Consider the following 19056-nt stretch of genomic DNA (forward strand, 5'->3'; position numbering starts at 1 on the left):
CAGTAAGTACCTAATTAACTGAAATATATGCTTATTTTTTTCCACAGGCTGTTTATGAATTGCTTCGAGTACTTTTACTGATCGCCTCGGCAAGGTAGAATCGCGAGTTCTCTTCAAGGGCCAGTGGTGTAAGAATCGCATGGCCTCAGAAAAATGCAGCGTTTTGTTATCAGGTGGTGCCGATACGGTATGTGGCAGCAATGTCTTGAAGTACTCCGGGACGAGCTTCCGGCACAGCAGTTCAATACCTGGTTGCGACCTCTGCAGCCAGATTTGCGTGATGGTCAGTTGGTTCTTTTTGCTCCGAACCGATTCGTAATGGACTGGGTGAATGAAAAATACCTTCGCCGTATCGAAGAAATACTGAAAGAGCTGAATGGCGGCCACGCCCCCAGAGTGGGTATGAAGGTGGGCTCTGCACCCAAAGCTGGTGATTCAGAGCGCCGCGAGTCAACGGCGATCAACACCAAGCCGCTGGAAAAAGACGATCGCGATGAATTGGTAAGCCAGCGGAGCAGGCCGGCGGCGCCGGTAACGGCGCCAGCAGCTTCACGTCCAAGAACATCCGGTACCCGGCCTGGCGCTCAAGTTGAAGGCGATATAAAGCACCAGAGCTTTCTGAACGAGACATTCACATTTCAGACTTTCGTTGAGGGTAAGTCCAACCAGTTGGCCCGCGCTGCGTCTATGCAAGTCGCAGAAAACCCTGGCGGTGCTTATAACCCGCTATTCTTATACGGCGGTGTTGGCCTGGGTAAAACCCACTTGATGCACGCGGTAGGCAATGAAATTGTGCGTCGCAATCCGAATGCTAAAGTTGCGTATCTTCGTTCAGAACGTTTTGTGGCGGACATGGTAAAAGCACTGCAGTTGAACGCCATCAACGAATTTAAACGTTATTACCGTTCGGTAGACGCTCTGCTGATTGACGATATTCAGTTTTTCGCCCGGAAAGAGCGTTCCCAGGAAGAATTTTTCCACACCTTTAACGCGTTGCTCGAGGGCGGTCAGCAAGTCATTGTGACCAGTGATCGATTCCCGAAAGAAATTGTGGATTTGGAAGAACGATTGAAGTCCCGCTTTGGCTGGGGTCTGACGGTGATGGTCGAGCCGCCGGAACTGGAAACCCGGGTGGCTATCCTGATGAAAAAAGCTGAGCAGGTAAACGTTAAGCTCAGCAGTGAAGCGGCTTTTTTTATTGCCCAGAAAATTCGCTCAAACGTGCGAGAACTGGAAGGTGCCTTACGTTTGGTAATTGCCAACGCTCACTTTACGGGCTCGGAAATCACGCCGCCGTTTATTCGCGAGAGTTTGAAAGATTTGCTGGCACTGCATGAAAAACAGGTCAGTATTGATAACATTCAGCGCACGGTAGCGGAATATTACAAAATCAAAGTTGCGGATCTTCATTCCAAGCGTCGCACACGTAATGTAACTCGTCCGCGTCAAGTGGCCATGTCACTGTCGAAGGAGCTGACGAACCACAGTTTGCCAGAAATTGGTGGTGCTTTTGGTGGCCGAGACCACACCACAGTGCTTCACGCTTGCAAAAAAATCGTAGAATTGCAGGAAAGTGATCCGAGTATACGAGAAGACTACCAGAATTTTATGCGACTATTGACCAGTTGAGAGCTGCGTTACCGCGCTCTGTCTGCGGGTCTTGAACCCTGAGAAACTTCACCAAAAGAATATTGAGTGCCATGAAACTGACGATCAGCCGTGAATCCCTGCTCATCCCGCTGCAAAGCATTGCCGGTGTGGTTGAAAAGAAACAGACCATGCCGGTGCTCTCCAACGTTTTGCTGGTTGCCGAGGACAACACTCTGACACTTACCGGCACTAATATGGAAGTGGAGCTGGTAGCGCGTATCAGCCCGGTTCATATCGATCAGCCTGGGCGTATAACCGTGCCGGCACGCAAGCTTGCGGACATTTGCCGCGCGCTGGGTGAGGAATCGCCCATTGAACTGAATCAGCAGGGCGACCGTTTGCATCTGCGTTGTGGAAAAAGCCACTTTACCCTGGCGACCTTGCCGGCCGAGCACTTTCCCAATGTGGAAGACGAAGTTGAGAGCTTCCGTCTGGAGTTGCCGCAAAAAGAGCTACGCCGTATGTTCGACAGCACCGCGTTTGCCATGGCTCAGCAGGATGTTCGTTATTACTTGAACGGTTTGCTGTTGGAAGTTGCGGCAGATCACGTTCGTACTGTAGCCACCGATGGCCACCGTTTGGCGATGGCCCATCAAGATGTTGAAACTGGTTGCCCAGAGGCTCGTCAGGTTATTGTGCCTCGTAAAGGCGTGCTAGAGCTTTCGCGCTTGCTGGATGACGTGGATACACCGGTTACCCTGGTGATTGGTGATAATCACTTACGCGCTACCGTGGGCAGTTACACGTTCACGTCTAAACTGATTGAGGGAAAATTTCCCGATTACAATCGGGTTATTCCACGCGGTGGCGATAAAGTCGTGTTGGCTGATAGGATTACCCTGAAGAATACTCTGCAGCGGGCCGGTATTCTGTCTCACGAAAACATTCGCGGCGTGCGTTTGAATCTGGCGTCCAATGAACTTCAGGTGTTTGCTAACAACCCGGACCAGGAACAGGCGGAAGACGCTTTGCCGGTAGATTATCAGGGTGAAACCCTGCAAATTGGTTTCAACGTTGGCTATCTGATAGATGTCATGAACGCGTTGGATGATGATCAGGTAAAGGTCACTTTGTCGAACCCTAACAGTAGCGCGCTGATTGAATCCCAGACGGACGCTCGCTGCCTCTATGTTGTTATGCCAATGCGTTTGTAGGTTGCCACAGGTTTCTCACAAGCAGCGGGCGTGAGTACTCCGGGTAATAGTCGGTGTATGTAATTCATGGATAAAGAGTTCTGAAAGGTTTTAATAACAGGAGTTCCGGGGCATGTTGACACGTTTAAAAGACGGTATAAAAGGTGCATTTCGTATTGGTCAAACTATGAGTGTGCTCGGGCGCACCGGGTTTAACTGGATGCGCGGTGACCGCCCTCCTGCTCCGCGTTTGTTGCGGCAGACCTTCGAGTCCCTCGGTGCTACCTATATAAAGCTGGGGCAATTCATTGCCAGTTCACCGACTTTTTTTCCGAAAGAGTATGTCGAAGAGTTTCAGGGTTGCCTGGATAGCACCCCAAATTTGCCATATCGGGTGATTCGCAAAATCATTGAGGAAGAATTAGGCCGTCCGGTGGAAGAGGTGTTCACAGACATCGACCCGGTAGCTTTGGCCTCGGCATCCATCGCCCAAGTGCATGTAGCGCGGTTGATCAGCGGCGAAGAAGTGGTTATCAAGGTGCAAAAGCCCGGTGTACGCAATATTCTGCTCACGGACCTGAACTTTTTGTACGTATCTGCCCGAATTCTTGAAACTTTGGCGCCAAAGCTATCGTGGACATCATTATCCGACATTGTTGATGAAATTCAGCGCACGATGATGGAAGAGTGCGATTTTATCAAGGAAGCTAATAACCTTGAGGTTTTCAGGCAGTTTCTTCACGACACTCATAACACCGACGCCACCGTGCCGAAGGTCTATGAGCAGTGTAGTTCCCGCCGTATTTTAGTAATGGAGCGTTTTCACGGTGTTTCTTTAACCGATCTGGACAGTATTCGCGGATACACAAATAATCCGGAAGGAACCCTGATTACTGCGATGAACACCTGGTTTTCCAGCCTTACGCAATGCGAGTTTTTTCACGCCGATGTCCACGCCGGTAACCTGATGGTGTTGCGCGACGGTCGGGTTGGGTTTATCGATTTTGGTATAGTTGGGCGAATTGCGCCTGACACCTGGCAGGCGGTGAACGATTTTATTCAGACTGTGATGGTGGGCAATTTCGACGGTATGGCCGATGCAATGATCCGCGTTGGGGTGACTCGACATACGGTTGAAGCGAGTTTGCTCGCTAACGATTTACGCACGCTTTACTCCAAAATGGATCAAATGGTTCCAGATACCGTTGCTTACACTGCGGACCGGGCCGAAGATGACGTAAATCATCTGCTGTTGGATATGGTCAAAGTAGGTGAAAGCCATGGTCTGCATTTTCCGCGGGAATTTGCATTGCTGTTGAAGCAATTTTTGTATTTTGATCGTTACGTACACATATTGGCACCTGAAATGGATATGTTCATGGACGACCGCCTAAAGATGCTGCACTAGGGGCTTAGGCTCCTGGTTTTTTTATGGCGCTGATTACACTTCAAACCGAGCACTTCCGTAATTTGGCGGCAAAGCCCGTCAACTTCTCCCCTGCTTTTAATCTAATATACGGCGCTAACGGCAGTGGTAAAACCAGTCTGCTAGAGGCTATTGGTTACTTGGGTATAGGCCGATCGTTCCGCGTCAGTCGCCACCAAGCCGTGGTTCAACATCTACAGCAGAAATTTACGGTGTTCGGTGGCCTGGATGCCGGCACTCTTGATGGTGGTGGTTCTAATTCTGGAGCGAACAGTTCCGGTGTTTCAAACCCTTATGCGGGTAACTCTGATGCTCTTAACTTTGGTATTCCGAATTCTGAACCAAAGGCAGCACTTGAAGCTGGTGCCTCAAGTTATGCGCATCGCTTGGGCATTTCCAGAGATGTCGGCCTTAAGGAAACAGTTTTAAGAGTAGATGGTGAACCGGTACGCAATCTGTCGGCATTAGCGCGACATCTCCCGGTATCGGTGATCGACCCGGGCGTGTTTGATATTGTGGCTGGTGGCCCGGGTAAGCGACGGCAGTTCTTGGACTGGTCAGTGTTTCACGTGGAACGTTCTTTTGGTGGCGCTTGGCAGCAATGTCAGCGAGTAATATCACAGCGGAACCAAACGCTGAGAAATGGTAGAATAGATGAAACGCTGATGCGGGCCTGGGATGCTCAGTACGACCTGTTGAGCAATCGAGTGACGGACGCCCGTCTTGTGACGTTTGCCATGTTTAAAGAGGCTTTCTGGTTGCTTCTCGGAGAAACCGATGCAGCCTGGGCGAATGAGCTAAAGTTGGAGTTTTATCCCGGCTGGGATCATGCCCAACCTTTATCGGAAGTTCTGGTGAGTCATCGAGATCAGGAACGTCGAATGGGCCACACTCTGTATGGACCCAACCGAGCCGACATTCGGTTAAAAATACAAGGCCGGCCGGTGGCGGAAATATTGTCGCGCGGTCAGCAAAAGACATTGGTTATTTTGATGAAGATTGCCCAAGGCATGGTGTTACGGCCGCTGGGTAAGCAGGTCACATTTTTGTTGGACGACATAAACGCCGAACTGGATAGTCGTCATCGACAGATGTTGGCCGAAAAATTACGATTGCTGCAGTGTCAGGTGTTCATCACCTCTATCGAACAGCAGACGCCCGACACCTTATGGCCGGGTATAACAACGCCCGATTTCAAAATGTTCCACGTGGAACATGGTCAGGTAACGGGAGAACATTAGCTGGCCGCATTTTTTTAATCACGCTGCGGCCATCAGCCTTCAGGAGTTTTTTAATGAGTGAATCAGCCTACAATTCCTCCAGTATCAAAGTACTGAAAGGCCTGGACGCCGTGCGCAAACGGCCTGGCATGTACATCGGCGATACGGACGACGGCACCGGCCTGCACCACATGGTGTTCGAGCTGGTAGACAACTCCATTGACGAAGCGCTAGCCGGGCACTGTACAGAAATCGGAATCCGTATCCACCCCGACGAATCCGTAAGCGTGCACGACAATGGTCGCGGTATTCCAGTTGATCTGCACGAAGGCGAAGGCGTTTCTGCTGCCGAAGTTATCATGACCGTACTTCACGCCGGCGGTAAGTTTGACGACAACACCTATAAAGTGTCGGGCGGTCTTCACGGTGTGGGTGTGTCGGTTGTTAATGCCCTCTCGTCGGTGTTGACGTTAACCATTCGCCGCAGCGGCAAAGTCTACGAGCAGACTTATAACCACGGCGTTCCTGCAGCGCCTCTGCACGAGGTAGGCACTACTGACGCCAGCGGCACCAAGGTGCACTTCATTCCTTCAGAAGCGACGTTCACCAACATCAAGTTTCACTACGAGATTCTGGCAAAACGGGTACGGGAACTGGCGTTTTTGAACAGCGGTGTCCGTATTCGCCTGACTGATGAACGCAGTGGAAAAGAAGAACTCTTTGAATATGAGGGTGGTTTGCGAGCGTTTGTCGAACACCTGAACACCAACAAAACCCCTATCAACAAGGTGTTTTATTTTACCCAACAGCGTGAAGACGGCATTGAAGTAGAAGTGGCTATGCAGTGGAATGATGCGTTCCAAGAAAATATCTACTGTTTTACCAATAATATTCCACAGCGTGACGGCGGTACGCACCTCGTTGGTTTTCGCACAGCACTGACTCGTTCCTTGAACAGTTACATTGAGCACGAAGGCCTGGGTAAGAAAGCCAAAGTAAGCACTTCCGGCGACGACGCTCGCGAAGGTCTTACGGCGATCATCAGTGTGAAAGTACCAGACCCAAAGTTTTCTTCCCAGACCAAAGACAAGTTGGTCTCCTCCGAGGTGAAGACGGCTGTAGAACAAGAGCTCTATCAGAGCTTTGCAGCATATCTTCAGGAGCAGCCCAGTGAAGCGCGGCTAATCGTCAATAAGATGATTGAAGCTGCCCGTGCCCGCGAAGCAGCGCGTAAAGCTCGTGATATGACCCGGCGCAAAGGCGCTCTGGATATTGCCGGTCTACCCGGCAAACTGGCTGACTGTCAGGAAAAAGATCCTGCTCTTTCCGAATTATTTATAGTGGAGGGCGACTCCGCGGGCGGAAGTGCAAAGCAGGGTCGGGAACGGCGAAACCAGGCAATTCTGCCGCTGAAAGGTAAAATTCTGAATGTCGAAAAAGCCCGCTTTGACAAGATGCTGTCATCAGCAGAAGTTGGTAACCTGATTACCGCTCTGGGCTGTGGCATTGGGCGCGAAGAGTTTAACGTTGAAAAACTGCGCTACCATTCCATTATCATCATGACTGACGCTGACGTAGATGGTTCGCATATCCGCACTCTGCTGCTGACCTTCCTGTTCCGTCAAATGCGTGAAGTGATTGAGCGTGGGCACGTGTTTATCGCTATGCCCCCGCTTTATAAAGTAAAGCGGGGCAAGCAAGAGCAGTATCTGAAGGATGAAAATGCCCGCGAGAGCTATTTAACCCAGACCGCATTGGAAGGCGCGCAGCTGTTCGTTAACGCCGATGCGCCTGCTATCAAGGATTCTGCTCTGGAAACCATGGTGAAGGACTATCAGGCCGTGATGGCCATGATTGACCGCTTGTCACGCGCTTACCCGTCTAAAGTATTGGCGCAGATGCTGCACAACAACACCCTCACCCCAGAACAGCTGAAAGACGAAAACACTGTTGCCAGTTGGGTGGGTCGCTTGGGTGAACATCTGGAATTGGATACTCGCACTGGCACCAAATACGTGTTCTCGGTACATCACGACACCGAGCGCGATCTGTATTTGCCAATGGTAACGGTGCATTTGCACGGTATGGCCCACGAACATGTGTTCAGCCATACGTTCTTTGAGGCGCCATCTTACAAGGCCATAGCCCGTCTGGGTGAAACCTTGGACGCCCTGGTTGAAGACGGAGCCTACGTTCAGCGTGGTGAGCGTAAGCAAGCTGTTCTGTCGTTTGAAGGCGCTCTCGCCTGGTTGATGAAAGAAGCTCAGCGCGGCCTGACCCTTCAGCGTTATAAGGGTCTGGGGGAGATGAATCCGGAACAGCTGTGGGACACCACTATGGACCCAGAATCCCGCCGTATGATGAAAGTGACCATTGCAGACGCTTTCGCCGCTGACCAGATGTTCACCACATTGATGGGCGATGATGTTGAGCCGCGCCGTAACTTCATTCAGACGCATGCCCTGGAAGTGACTAACCTGGATATCTGATTTTCTAAAATTCGGAATTAAAAAAACGGCGAAGATGCAAATCTCCGCCGTTTTTTTACTTAAAATTTACTTTATTTATCAGCTAGATGCGGAGCCATTACCTGTTCTAATTTATAACCCGTCAAGCGGCTGATGGTGCGCCACAAGTACCAGAAAATAAGCATCATCATCACCATAGAAGGAATGGCAATCATTGGATAGCTGACCAGCGTCATTCGCCCCAGTTCCTCGTTGAACGCTTGGGTGCCAGCGTCACTGGTCACAATCCAGCGCGCAAGTACGTAGTTCATGATCGATGAGAACAGAAAAGTAGCGGCAAAAAAGTAACTGGCGTTCAGCAACCGCGCTTCGAATTCGGCGACTTTGCCCTTCTCTACCAGCGTTTTTTGAATCTTATCAACGTCTAGCACGTTGGGGTTGTACAGTAACGTGCGCACCAGTGGGTAACGGGTACGTGTAGACACCAGCACTGCCAGACCAATCACTGCAGGTACCGCGGCTTCTTTGATGGCAAGCCAGCCGGCGTCCAGTTCTAGCAAGCCAATGCCGCCAGTGAGAGTCACACTGATTATCCCCAACAGGGCGATGAAATTCTTTTTTCCATAGCGAATTAACTCAAACAGACCCCATCCGAGGGGGAACGCCAGACCAACAATCAGCGCATTTACGCTGCCTAGGTACTCATCTCCGCTGAACTTCATCAGAATGACTGAAGGGATAATAATACTGACCAGTAGGTCTATCCAGGGCCTGGGTTTGTGATCGGATACAGATGAAGTATTCGGTGACGTCATGATTCTGCCTGATTGATGAAACGGCGACGAGGCTGGCAAAGTTACGCGAGCCTCACTGAGCACTGAGCTCAGTATACGAGAAATAAAGGCATCCGAGCTAATACGCGGAGCCTAGCATAGTCGATTCAATTTTTAGTAACGAGCAGACACAAAAAAGCCGGGCACTTGGCCCGGCTTATCAGCGTAAGCAAGCGCGGATCAGGCGCCAGCTTCTGCCAAACATTGCTCTAAAATGGCTAAACCTTCTTCCAATACCTCGTCTTCGATGGTGACCGGCATCAGAAAACGCAGCGTGTTGCCGTACAAACCACAACCCAACACAATCAACCCTTTGGCTTTGGCGAGTTTGGTAATGGCTCCAGCCAGCTCTGGCATGGGTTTGTGGGTATCTTTACTTTCTACCAACTCAAACGCGGCCATAGCACCCAAGGTACGTACGTTGTCGACGTGGGCAAACTGCTCCTGCCACTGGCTGAAACGTTGGTTCAGCTTCTCGCCCAGGCGCTGGCTTTTGCCTAGAATATCCTCGGTCTCGAATACTTCAAACACCGCTAGCGCAGCTGCACAGGCGGTAGGGCTACCGGCGTAAGTGCCGCCCAAAGAATTGGGGCCACACGAGTCCATGATTTTGTCAGTGCCCACAATGGCAGAAATCGGCATACCGTCGGCCATGCTTTTGGCCATAGTCATCATGTCGGGTTCAACGCCTGTGTGCTCGATTGCAAACATCTTACCGGTACGGCCAAACCCGCTCTGTACTTCATCTACAATCAACACGATGTCGTTGTCATCGCAGATTTTGCGTAGGGCTTTCATAAAGCTGGTAGGTGCCGGGTAGAAGCCGCCCTCACCCAATACGGGTTCGATAACAATGGCGGCGGTATTGCGGGCCGGTGAATCTGCTTTCATAGTCATGGCCAGGCCACGCAGAGCTTCGTCTTCGCTGACGCCGTGATAGGGCACTGGATAAGGAGCCCGGTAGACCATGCCAGGCATAGGGCCGAAGTCGGTCTGATAAGGAGCCGCTTTGCCGTTCATTGCCATGGTCATAAAGGTACGGCCGTGATAACCGCCATCGAAACAAATCACATTGGTACGACCGGTCGCTGCGCGGGCAATTTTCACGGCGTTTTCGAGGGCTTCGGCTCCGGAATTGGCCAGCATAACTTTGGCGTGGCCGCGAACAGGTGTGACGTCGCTGAGCTTCTGCGCCAGCCGCACATAACCCTCGTACGGCATGACCGTCTGGCAGGTGTGCATTAATTTGTCTAACTGGGCCTTTATCGCTTCCACTACTTTTGGATGGCGGTGGCCGATGTTCAGCACGCCAATACCGCCGGCGAAATCGATCATGCGTTTGCCGTCGGCATCCCACAATTCAGCGTTAGTGGCATGATCCGCAAACTGCTCGTTGGGGCTCGCGGCTCCGGCTGCTACGTAGCGTTCCTTAAGTGCTTGAAGTTCTTTGTTACTCACGCGGTTGTACTCCCTGAGTGGGTATATTTGTTCGAACCTGAATTAAATTTAGTTCGATTCATTGCAAAATTATAAGAACTACGGTAGCACGAAACGACGCTATTCTCCAGTTTGGCTGCGGAACTGGAGCTGTGCCAGGCGCTGGTAGAGGCTATTTTCCTGCATTAATTGCTGATGGCTGCCCACCGCCAGCAAACGGCCTTGGTCAAACACCGCAATGCGATCTGCATCCCGCACCGTGGCCAGGCGGTGGGCAATGACCAGCGTGGTACGGCCGGTTGTGAGTGCTGGCATGGCCTGCTGAATCAGGTTCTCGCTATGGGCATCCAGCGCACTGGTGGCTTCGTCTAGCAGCAAAATGGGAGCGTCCGCCAATAGCGCTCGGGCAATGGCCAAGCGTTGTTTCTGGCCACCGGAGAGGCCCAACCCGCCATCACCCAGTCGGGTTTGGTAGCCTTCGGGTAGAGCAACGATGAATTCATGGGCGTGGGCAATGCCGGCGGCCTCTTCGACCTCTGCCTGAGTCGCTTGCGGACGTGCGTAGCGAATGTTGTCGGCAACCGTACCGTAGAACAACGCGGGGTTCTGTGGCACCAAGGCAAAGCAGCTGCGAAGGGCTTGCAATGATACATCGCGAGTATCCGTGCCATCGATGCGCACGCAGCCGCCGCTGGGTTGATAAAAGTGTAGTAGCAAATCAAATAAGGTGGACTTGCCCGCCCCTGATGGCCCCACGATCGCTAACGTCTCCCCCGCCCGCACTTCAAGGCACACGTCCTGCAAAGCGGGCTGCGCACTGCGGCCAGGATAGCTGAATGTCAGGTGTTCAAGACGTATTTCACCTTTTACCGGCTGAGGAAACTGTTCGGGTAAATCGACTGGACGCTGAAACTCAGACTTGGTCTGCAACAGTTCGAATAGCCGTGCGGCTGATCCTGCCGCCCGTTGCAGTTCCCCAATGACTTCACTAATGGCGCCAGCGGCAATACCCACCAATAAGCTGTAAAACAAAAAGGCGGCCAGCTCGCCCGGCGTAATGCGGCCATAAATCACATCCAGACCACCAATCCATATGACCACGCCCACTGCTCCCATCACCAGAGTAATGGCCATAGTGGTTAGCCACGCGCGTTGGCGAATGCGGGCATGGGCGATATCAAAGGCATTTTCAGAAACTTCAGAAAAATGCTGGCGGTCGTGGGGCTGATGGTTGAACGCCTGCACGGTTTTTATCTGCGTTAAATTTTCACCCACGTAACTGCCCACATCGGCTATCCGGTCTTGGCTCAAGCGCGATAGCTGCCGCACGCGGCGGCCAAAAATAACGATGGGCACAATCACCAGCGGAAAACCCAACACTATGACTGACGCCAGCTTGGCGTTGGTGATAAACAACAGCAGCAAACCGCCAACCAGCATCAGCGCGTTTCGCAGCGCAATCGACACTGTTGAGCCAATTACGGATTGCAGCACTGTAGTATCCGCCGTAAATCGCGACTGTATTTCCAACGCCCGATTGCTCTCGAAAAATCCTGGGTTCAGATCAATCAAGTGGTTGAATACCCGTTTACGGATATCGGCGACCACCCGCTCGCCAATCCACGACACCAGATAAAATCGAGCAAAAGAACCCGCCGCCAGGCCAAGAACCAAAACAAAAAACAGTCCCACAGCTCGCGCCAGATTGGCCGGTGACTCGGTGGCCAATCCTTGGTCTACTAGAATACGCAGTCCCTGACCTAATCCAAGGGTGATTCCCGCCGTAATAACTAGGGCAACTATCGCACCAGCAACGGCTTTGCGATAAGGATGAATAAACCCGACAACCAGTCTCAAAGCTTCGCGATGAACGGTGTTGATAGTGTGCCTCCTAATGAGTGGGTACTGTAAACTCTCGCAAACTTACGATCTGTATTGCCTAAGGGTTTATCATACGCCCCTCTGCTCTGTGACCATTAAGGAATCTCTGTGCGCCCCTACGCCGATAACGACTACCCAACCAACCATAAACCGGACTGGAAAATCATCGCTGGCCTGTGGCCCTACCTGGCGGAATATCGTGGCCGGGTGATACTGGCGGTCAGCATGCTAATCATGGCGAAAGTGGCCATAGTCACCACGCCGATTGCATTGAAATACATCGTCGATTATCTGGACCAAAATCGTGGCGCTGACATGGTGCTGTGGATCCCTCTGATGTTAGTGCTGGCCTATGGCGCGCTGCGCTTTGGTAGCACTTTGTTTAGCGAGTTGCGTGACGCCATCTTCGCCCGTGTGGCTGAACGTGCCATGCGGCGAGTGTCACTGCGGGTGTTTAACCACCTTCACGCTCGCGAATTAGCGTTTCATCTGGATCGCAAAACCGGCGGCTTGGCGCGGGACATAGAGCGTGGCACCAACGGCATCAGTTTTTTGCTGCGTTTTACCCTGTTCAATATTGTGCCCACCCTGCTGGAAATCGCGATGGTGGCGGGCATTCTGCTGGTGGCCTTCAACGTCAGTTACGTTATAGCGATACTGGTGTCGGTGGTGGTATTCGTGATTTTTTCTATCCGCGTTACCGAGTGGCGCACGGCTTTTGTGCGCGAAGCCAACAACCGCGACAATCAGTCTAACTCCCGTGCCATCGACAGCCTACTGAACTACGAAACTGTTAAATACTTTAATAACGAGCGTTTTGAAGCCGAGCAATACGATGAAGATCTGGATTTATGGGAGCAGGCGCGGCTTAAAAACCGCACGTCTATGGCGGTTCTGAACATTGGCCAGGCGTTTATTATTGGCGCCTCTATGGTTGCTATTATGGCCATGGCCGTGCGCGAAGTGGCCAGTGGGCAGATGACCCTGGGCGACTTCACCATGGTGAATGCCTACCTGATCCAGTTGTTCATTCCGCTGAATGCTTTGGGGTTTGTGTATCGGGAAATTCGCCAGTCACTGGTGAATGTAGAGCGCCTGTTCGGTTTATTGGGCGAGAAGCCGGCGATTGAAGATGCCGCCGATGCCAAAGCCCTGGCGATTGCAAAAGGTGAAGTGCAATTTCACGACGTGCGTTTCAGCTACCATCAGGAACGGGCCATTTTGAAAGGCATAAACATTACCATACCCGCAGGCAACACCATTGCGGTTGTTGGCGCCAGCGGTGCGGGTAAATCCACCTTGGCACGGCTGCTGTTCCGCTTTTTTGATGTAAACAGCGGCAGCATCACCATTGATGGGCAAGACATTCGCAACATTACCCAAGACAGTCTGCGCTCGGCCATTGGCGTGGTGCCGCAAGACACCGTGCTGTTCAACGACACCCTTTACAGCAACCTGGCCTACGGCCGCCCCGGCGCCAGTGAAGCCGAGATACACCATGCGGCCCGTCAGGCCAACCTGGACGTGTTCATCCGCAGCCTGCCGGATGGCTATAACACCAGAGTCGGTGAGCGTGGACTGAAGCTTTCCGGTGGCGAAAAACAACGCGTTGCCATTGCTCGTGTATTGCTGAAAAACCCGCCGTTGCTGATTCTGGACGAAGCCACGTCGTCGTTGGACTCGATCTCTGAACAGGCCATTCTGGATGCCCTTAACGAGGTTACCCAACAGCGCACAACGTTGGTAATCGCGCACCGTCTATCCACCGTGCGCGACGCTGACACCATTCTGGTGATGGACCAGGGCCAAATTGTGGAGAGCGGTGGCCACAATGAGTTGTTAGCAAAAGATGGCTATTACGCCCGGCTGTGGTTGCAGCAACAGCACAGTGATAAAGAGAATCAAGAATAAGGCGTTGTTATTTTGACGAAAATCAAATTTCAAAGCGCTTAATTCCTGCGCCCGTGTTTTGTTTGTTATGTTGAGTTGTCTGAGATTTAACGTCTCAGACAGACCGCACAAACGACGCGATGGACTTAACGTTGCTGATTGAGCACGTTAGAACAGTCCGAGCTTTTCAGCGAAATTCTCCTCGCGTTGTTGGCGATATCATCGCAACAGTTACGGGAGCTCTCCATGCTAAGCAAACGCAAGAAAATTTCCATTGCAATAGCGGGGGCTGCAGCCCTCGGTGTTGCAGGCTTCCTGGTTCTGACGTCCCCATGGACCTGGTCAGCGGTTTACAGCCTACCGGTGACAGCCAGTGCTGACAGTCCTGCCGATATCGACAACGGCAGGCTTATATTTATGGCATCGGACTGTGCCACCTGCCACGCCACGACTGGCCAAGACAGCGATGAACAGTTAGGCGGCGGCAAGGTTCTCGACACCGCCTTTGGCAAGTTCCATATGCCCAATATCTCGCCGGATACGGAGCACGGCATTGGTAACTGGACTCTGGCTGAATTTGATCGCGCGGTGCGTGAAGGTGTGGGTCCGAGCAGCCTCTGGCCTGACGGCAATAATTTATATCCGGCTTTTCCCTACACGTCTTACCAGCGTTTGACGCCGGAAGATGTACGTGACCTTTACGCCTACATGATGGCGCTGCCAGAAAGCGACAAGGTAGTGCCCGACCATGAGCTTAACTTCCCATACAATCTACGCCGCGGCATTGGTGTATGGCGTCTGGCTTTTCTGAACGGCCAAAGCACTGCTGAAATCGGTGTAGCGACGGTTGATGTGCCTGCAGAAATTGATCACGCCAAATTCGAACGCGGGCGTTATTTGGTAGAAAGTGCCGGCCACTGTGTTGAATGTCACTCGCCGCGAACCTTTATGGGCAACGTTCCCAACGACAAGCGTTACGCTGGCGGCCCGAATCCCGAAGGCAGCGGCCACTTCCCCAACATTACCCCCGATGAAACCGGGACAGGTTTCTGGTCCGCCGCCTCTCTCGCAAATTACCTCCATACCGGCGTTAGCCCTATTGGTCGCCAAGCGGGTGGCGATATGGCTGAAGTTATCGAAAACACCTCGCAGCTGCCATGGCAAGACTTACAGGCAATGGCCGTCTATTTGAAACACATTTCACCGATAGACAAACCTGCGCCTGGAATGCCTGAGCCTAATTTCACCGAGGAAGTGGTAATGCTTGATACCGCTTTTGATCGTCGCGATCCTCTACCGACCAGTGACCCGCAAGACATTAGCGAGGGAGACGAAGTCTTCGTAGCTGGAACCAAGTCGCTCTACACAACGTCCGAGATGGAACAGGCCAAGACCGAAGATGGTAAATTCCTCAGTGGGGCAAAGGCCAAGGTATTAGCCAGGCAGGGTGATAAGTTGCAACTTGAAATTTCAGGTTGGCAGCCCGAAAACGCGCCCTCGGTTATTTATCAGGAGAAAGGTCAACGGGTCATTATGGCGGCACTTGGTGACAAGGCTGTAGCGGCCGCCCAGCGCGGCGCAACCGAAATCGAGCTGAAAACTGATCAGGTCTGGCGCCCTGTCACGTTGCAAGTCTGGTCTGATGCCAACCAACTCAATCTGAGTCAAGAAGAGCTTTGGAGCTTCAGTCAGAATGCCTATCAAACCGCCTGCTCGGCCTGTCACTCTCTGGCTGAAAAGGATCACTTCACGGCTAATCAATGGATTGGAACTCTCAAATCCATGAAGCGATTCACCAGCTTTAACGACGATGAATACCGTTTAATATTGGCGTACTTGCAGAATCATTCCCATGATCTTGGCCCCGATATCCCGGCACTGGTCGTTAAGAAAGCCAGTGAAGGAGTGCCGCAATGAGCTGCGATCGTGCGTCTGTTGATCACAGCGCCAACACAGATACCTACGGGCTTTTAGTGGCCGCTGAATGGCTGAGCGGGCTGTTTATTGCGCCGCTGTCTCAACAGCAGGTGATGGATCTCAGCGCGGTGCCTGGCAAAAACGCGCTGCAGTGGATAGGCGCACAACTGGGTGCGCCCGCTGTGGCACAACAGCTTTGTCACATTCTGGAGCAAGACACTCCAGAAAATCTGACGATACGATTGCAGCGCCGTTATACGGCTTTGTTCGAGGGTATTTTTAGAAACCGTTCGGTAATGCCCTATGAAGGTGCTTGGTGTGGTCAAAGTCCATCGCTTGGCGAGCAGTCTGTAGCGGAAATGAAGGCTATATTGCGCGACTTGGATTTGCACGTCAGCAGCGATTGCTGCGAACCGGCTGACCATCTTGCTATTGAACTTGCGGCTTTGGTAGCCGCTCTTGGCAGCGACCGCTATTCGATCGCTGCAGATTTAGTGCGTCGACTTCAACGCTGGTCGCCTGCGTTCGCTGAAGCGCTAGAGCGTCAAGACCTTGAAGGATTTTACGCAGGGGCCGGCAAATTATTACTTGCCTTGCTTCGCACAGCTCAGCCTGTGCTGTTGATGACGAATCACGCCGCGACGTCTGTTAACGAACAATGTGAAGGAGAATTGGCATGAGTAATAAAACTGACGGTTTGTACGTTGCTGCGACAGCAGACGTCGCTTCGCCCACGCGCCGCCGTTTTTTGCAGGGTTCCGCGGCAACAGCAGCGATAAGCGCCATGCCCTTTTCGCTATCGCTATTGAGCAGCGGTGCAATGGCTCAGAGCACCACAAAAGAAATCCTTTCTGGCTGTCATTGGGGCGTATTTAAAGGCGTGGTTGAAGACGGTCGCGCAGTTAAATTCATACCTTGGGAGGGCGATCCGCACGCTTCGCACATGCTTGATGGTGTGCGTGATTCTATCTACTCGCAATCGCGCATTCGCTATCCGATGGTTCGCCGTGCCTGGCTTGAGCAGGGGCCTGGTGCCGATCCTGATGGCCGCGGTGAAGGCGACTTTGTGCGTGTGTCCTGGGAAAAAGCCATTGAGCTGGTGGCGGGTGAAATCACCCGGGTTCGCGGGGAATATGGGCAACAGGCGATCTTCGGTGGATCATACGGCTGGAAAAGCCCGGGCAGACTGCACAACTGCCAAACCTTGCTAGCAAGAATGCTCAACCTGACCGGCAGCTACACCTCAAGTTCGGGCGATTATTCTACCGGTGCGGCGCAAGTTATATTGCCCTACGTATCAGGTTCTATCGAAGTGTACGAACAATGCACCACTTATCCAGTGCTTGCGGAGCACACCGATCTTATGGTGTTTTGGGGCTGCGACCCCCGCAACAACTCTCATATTTCCTGGCAAGTCGCTGATCACGGTGCTTTCCCGGGCGTCGAAATGCTCAAGGCAGCCGGCGTAAAAACAATCAGCATCGATCCAGTCAGAACAAAGACCGCCGATTACCTCGACTCTGAGTGGATTACTCCGAAACCGCAGACCGACGTGGCCATGATGATGGGCATCGCCCATACGTTGTTAAGCGAAAACTTGCACGATCAAGAGTTTCTTGATCGCTATGTAAGCGGCTTCGAAGAATTTAAACCATATCTGACCGGCGAATCCGACGGCCAGCCGAAGGATGCAGACTGGGCTGCGGAAATTTGTGGTGTAGAGGCCGACACCCTTCGCGATTTAGCGCGGCGCTTTGCCAGCAACCGTACGATGCTGGCTCTCGGTTATGCCACGCAACGCCAGCACCACGGCGAGCAGTCCACCTGGATGCTGATAACTCTGGCATGCATGCTCGGGCAGATTGGTTTGCCCGGTGGCGGTTATGGGTTGAGCTACCATTACTCTTCCGGCGGTGCACCAACCCATGAAAGTCCCATTCTGAAGAGTATCGATAATGGCTCAGGTGTTAAAGCCGCCGAAGGAGCCGCGTGGTTGGCTGGCGGTGGAGGCGTATCCATTCCGGTCGCGCGCTTTGTCGAAACGCTGTTGAACCCCGGTAAGACGATGCAGCATAACGGTAGGGAAATCGAACTGCCGCTGATAAAAATGGCTTATTGGGCCGGTGGTAACCCGTTCGCGCACCATCAGGATCGCAACGAAATGCTCAAAGCCTGGCGCGAGCTGGATACGTTCATTGTGCACGACTTCCAATGGACGGCAACCGCTCGCCACGCTGACATCGTTCTTCCGAGCACCACGTCTTATGAACGCAACGATATCGAACAGGTTGGTGACTATGCCCTGAGCCATATTGTGGCGATGAAGAAACTGGTTGAACCGCAATTTGAAGCTCGTAACGACTTTGACATTTTTGCGGCCATTGCGGACAAACTGGGCAAAGGTTATGAATTTACCCAAGGCCGTTCGGAAATGGACTGGATTCGCGGGTTTTACGAAGGAGCAAAAATCGAGGCACGGGCGAAGGGTATGGAAATGCCGGTATTCGACGTGTTCTGGGATTCCAACAAGCCTCTTGCGTTTCCGCTGAAGGATGAAAATAAGTACTTTGTGCGTCATGAGTCGTTCCGCAACGACCCCATCCTCAGCGCTCTGGGTACCGCTACTGGCAAATTTGAGATTTATTCGCGGGCTATCGCCGGGTACGGATACGATGACTGTCCGCCTCACCCCACCTGGATGGAGCCAATTGAGCGATTGGATGGACCAACTACCCGGTACCCGCTAGGCATCTCCAGTAACCATCCGCGGAGCCGCCTGCACTCGCAGCTGTGTGGCACTTCGCTCCGCGGAACTTACGCCGTGCAGAATCGCGAACCGTGCTGGATAAACCCGAAAGATGCTGAGCCTCGGGGCATCAAGGATGGCGATGTGGTACGTGTGTTTAACGACCGAGGGCAGATTCTTGCCGGTGCAATGGTGACAAACGACGTCATGCCGGGGGTTCTTATGGTTTCCGAGGGCGGTTGGTTTGATCCGATCAACCCCCGTGAGATCGGCAGCCTGTGCCGTTACGGCGATGTTAATAATCTTACTCCGGGTATAGCGACCTCGAAGCTGGCACAAGGCAACTGTGGGCAAACTGGAGCCGGCGACGTTGAGAAGTTCACCGGTGACCTGCCTGAAGTGACCGTGTTCTCGCAGCCCAAATCTATGTCTGATTCAGAGACGTCCGCTTAAAC

Annotated in this window: 12 protein-coding genes; 9 read left to right on the forward strand and 3 right to left on the reverse strand. The window is 52.5% G+C overall.

Going from position 1 to position 19056, the window contains the following annotated elements; genetic code table 11:
* Window positions 1–189 precede the first annotated feature (189 nt).
* From dnaA to gyrB, 5 genes are all read left to right on the forward strand, one after another.
* Window positions 190–1629, forward strand: coding sequence for a chromosomal replication initiator protein DnaA (gene dnaA, locus ABA45_RS00005; RefSeq protein WP_048383411.1), 1440 nt, complete (start codon window positions 190–192; stop codon window positions 1627–1629).
* A 71-nt stretch (window positions 1630–1700) separates the two neighbouring features.
* A complete protein-coding gene (gene dnaN, locus ABA45_RS00010; RefSeq protein WP_048383414.1) occupies window positions 1701–2804 on the forward strand; it encodes a DNA polymerase III subunit beta in 1104 nt (367 codons plus the stop codon).
* Between the two features lie 112 nt (window positions 2805–2916).
* Window positions 2917–4191 carry an ABC1 kinase family protein gene (locus ABA45_RS00015; protein WP_048383416.1) on the forward strand — a complete coding sequence of 425 codons (1275 nt, stop codon included), beginning with the start codon at window positions 2917–2919 and terminating at the stop codon, window positions 4189–4191.
* Window positions 4192–4214: 23 nt separating this feature from the next.
* A complete protein-coding gene (gene recF / locus ABA45_RS00020) occupies window positions 4215–5450 on the forward strand; it encodes a DNA replication/repair protein RecF (RefSeq protein ID WP_048383418.1) in 1236 nt (411 codons plus the stop codon).
* 53 nt (window positions 5451–5503) lie between these two features.
* On the forward strand, window positions 5504–7918 hold the full coding sequence (gene gyrB / locus ABA45_RS00025) for a DNA topoisomerase (ATP-hydrolyzing) subunit B (RefSeq protein WP_048383420.1): 2415 nt from the start codon (window positions 5504–5506) through the stop codon (window positions 7916–7918).
* A 71-nt stretch (window positions 7919–7989) separates the two neighbouring features.
* Here the strand turns inward: gyrB and ABA45_RS00030 are convergent, their stop codons facing one another.
* From ABA45_RS00030 to ABA45_RS00040, 3 genes are all read right to left on the reverse strand, one after another.
* Complete coding sequence (locus tag ABA45_RS00030; protein ID WP_048383422.1) at window positions 7990–8712, reverse strand: VC0807 family protein; 723 nt, start codon at window positions 8710–8712, stop codon at window positions 7990–7992.
* 198 nt (window positions 8713–8910) lie between these two features.
* Window positions 8911–10188, reverse strand: coding sequence for a 4-aminobutyrate--2-oxoglutarate transaminase (gene gabT / locus ABA45_RS00035; RefSeq protein WP_048383424.1), 1278 nt, complete (start codon window positions 10186–10188; stop codon window positions 8911–8913).
* Window positions 10189–10287: 99 nt separating this feature from the next.
* Complete coding sequence (locus ABA45_RS00040; RefSeq protein WP_014869327.1) at window positions 10288–12024, reverse strand: ABC transporter transmembrane domain-containing protein; 1737 nt, start codon at window positions 12022–12024, stop codon at window positions 10288–10290.
* Between the two features lie 132 nt (window positions 12025–12156).
* On the opposite strand from ABA45_RS00040, the gene ABA45_RS00045 reads away from it, so the two are divergent.
* The 4 genes from ABA45_RS00045 to torA all read left to right on the forward strand — a co-directional run bounded on the left by ABA45_RS00045 (window position 12157) and on the right by torA (window position 19054).
* Window positions 12157–13959, forward strand: a complete 1803-nt coding sequence (locus ABA45_RS00045; protein ID WP_048383427.1) for an ABCB family ABC transporter ATP-binding protein/permease — start codon at window positions 12157–12159, stop codon at window positions 13957–13959.
* Between the two features lie 225 nt (window positions 13960–14184).
* The gene (locus ABA45_RS00050; protein WP_048383429.1) at window positions 14185–15855 is read left to right on the forward strand and encodes a c-type cytochrome; all 1671 of its coding nucleotides are present in this window, start codon (window positions 14185–14187) and stop codon (window positions 15853–15855) included.
* Window positions 15852–16535: a TorD/DmsD family molecular chaperone gene (locus tag ABA45_RS18180; RefSeq protein ID WP_053076090.1), complete on the forward strand. Its 684-nt coding sequence runs from the start codon at window positions 15852–15854 to the stop codon at window positions 16533–16535. The genes ABA45_RS00050 and ABA45_RS18180 overlap by 4 nt, the downstream gene beginning before the upstream one ends.
* The gene (gene torA / locus ABA45_RS00060) at window positions 16532–19054 is read left to right on the forward strand and encodes a trimethylamine-N-oxide reductase TorA (RefSeq protein WP_048383431.1); all 2523 of its coding nucleotides are present in this window, start codon (window positions 16532–16534) and stop codon (window positions 19052–19054) included. The genes ABA45_RS18180 and torA overlap by 4 nt, the downstream gene beginning before the upstream one ends.
* Window positions 19055–19056: the final 2 nt, after the last annotated feature.

The sequence above is a fragment of the Marinobacter psychrophilus genome (assembly GCF_001043175.1).
Lineage (GTDB): Bacteria > Pseudomonadota > Gammaproteobacteria > Pseudomonadales > Oleiphilaceae > Marinobacter > Marinobacter psychrophilus.

Excerpts from the sequence above, each read along its gene's own strand:
- dnaA (WP_048383411.1), top strand. The coding sequence starts at position 190 with ATGTGGCAGCAATGTCTTGAAGTACTCCGGGACGAGCTTCCGGCACAG.
- dnaN (WP_048383414.1), top strand. The coding sequence starts at position 1,701 with ATGAAACTGACGATCAGCCGTGAATCCCTGCTCATCCCGCTGCAAAGC.
- ABA45_RS00015 (WP_048383416.1), top strand. The coding sequence starts at position 2,917 with ATGTTGACACGTTTAAAAGACGGTATAAAAGGTGCATTTCGTATTGGT.
- recF (WP_048383418.1), top strand. The coding sequence starts at position 4,215 with ATGGCGCTGATTACACTTCAAACCGAGCACTTCCGTAATTTGGCGGCA.
- gyrB (WP_048383420.1), top strand. The coding sequence starts at position 5,504 with ATGAGTGAATCAGCCTACAATTCCTCCAGTATCAAAGTACTGAAAGGC.
- ABA45_RS00030 (WP_048383422.1), bottom strand. The coding sequence starts at position 8,712 with ATGACGTCACCGAATACTTCATCTGTATCCGATCACAAACCCAGGCCC.
- ABA45_RS00050 (WP_048383429.1), top strand. The coding sequence starts at position 14,185 with ATGCTAAGCAAACGCAAGAAAATTTCCATTGCAATAGCGGGGGCTGCA.
- ABA45_RS18180 (WP_053076090.1), top strand. The coding sequence starts at position 15,852 with ATGAGCTGCGATCGTGCGTCTGTTGATCACAGCGCCAACACAGATACC.
- torA (WP_048383431.1), top strand. The coding sequence starts at position 16,532 with ATGAGTAATAAAACTGACGGTTTGTACGTTGCTGCGACAGCAGACGTC.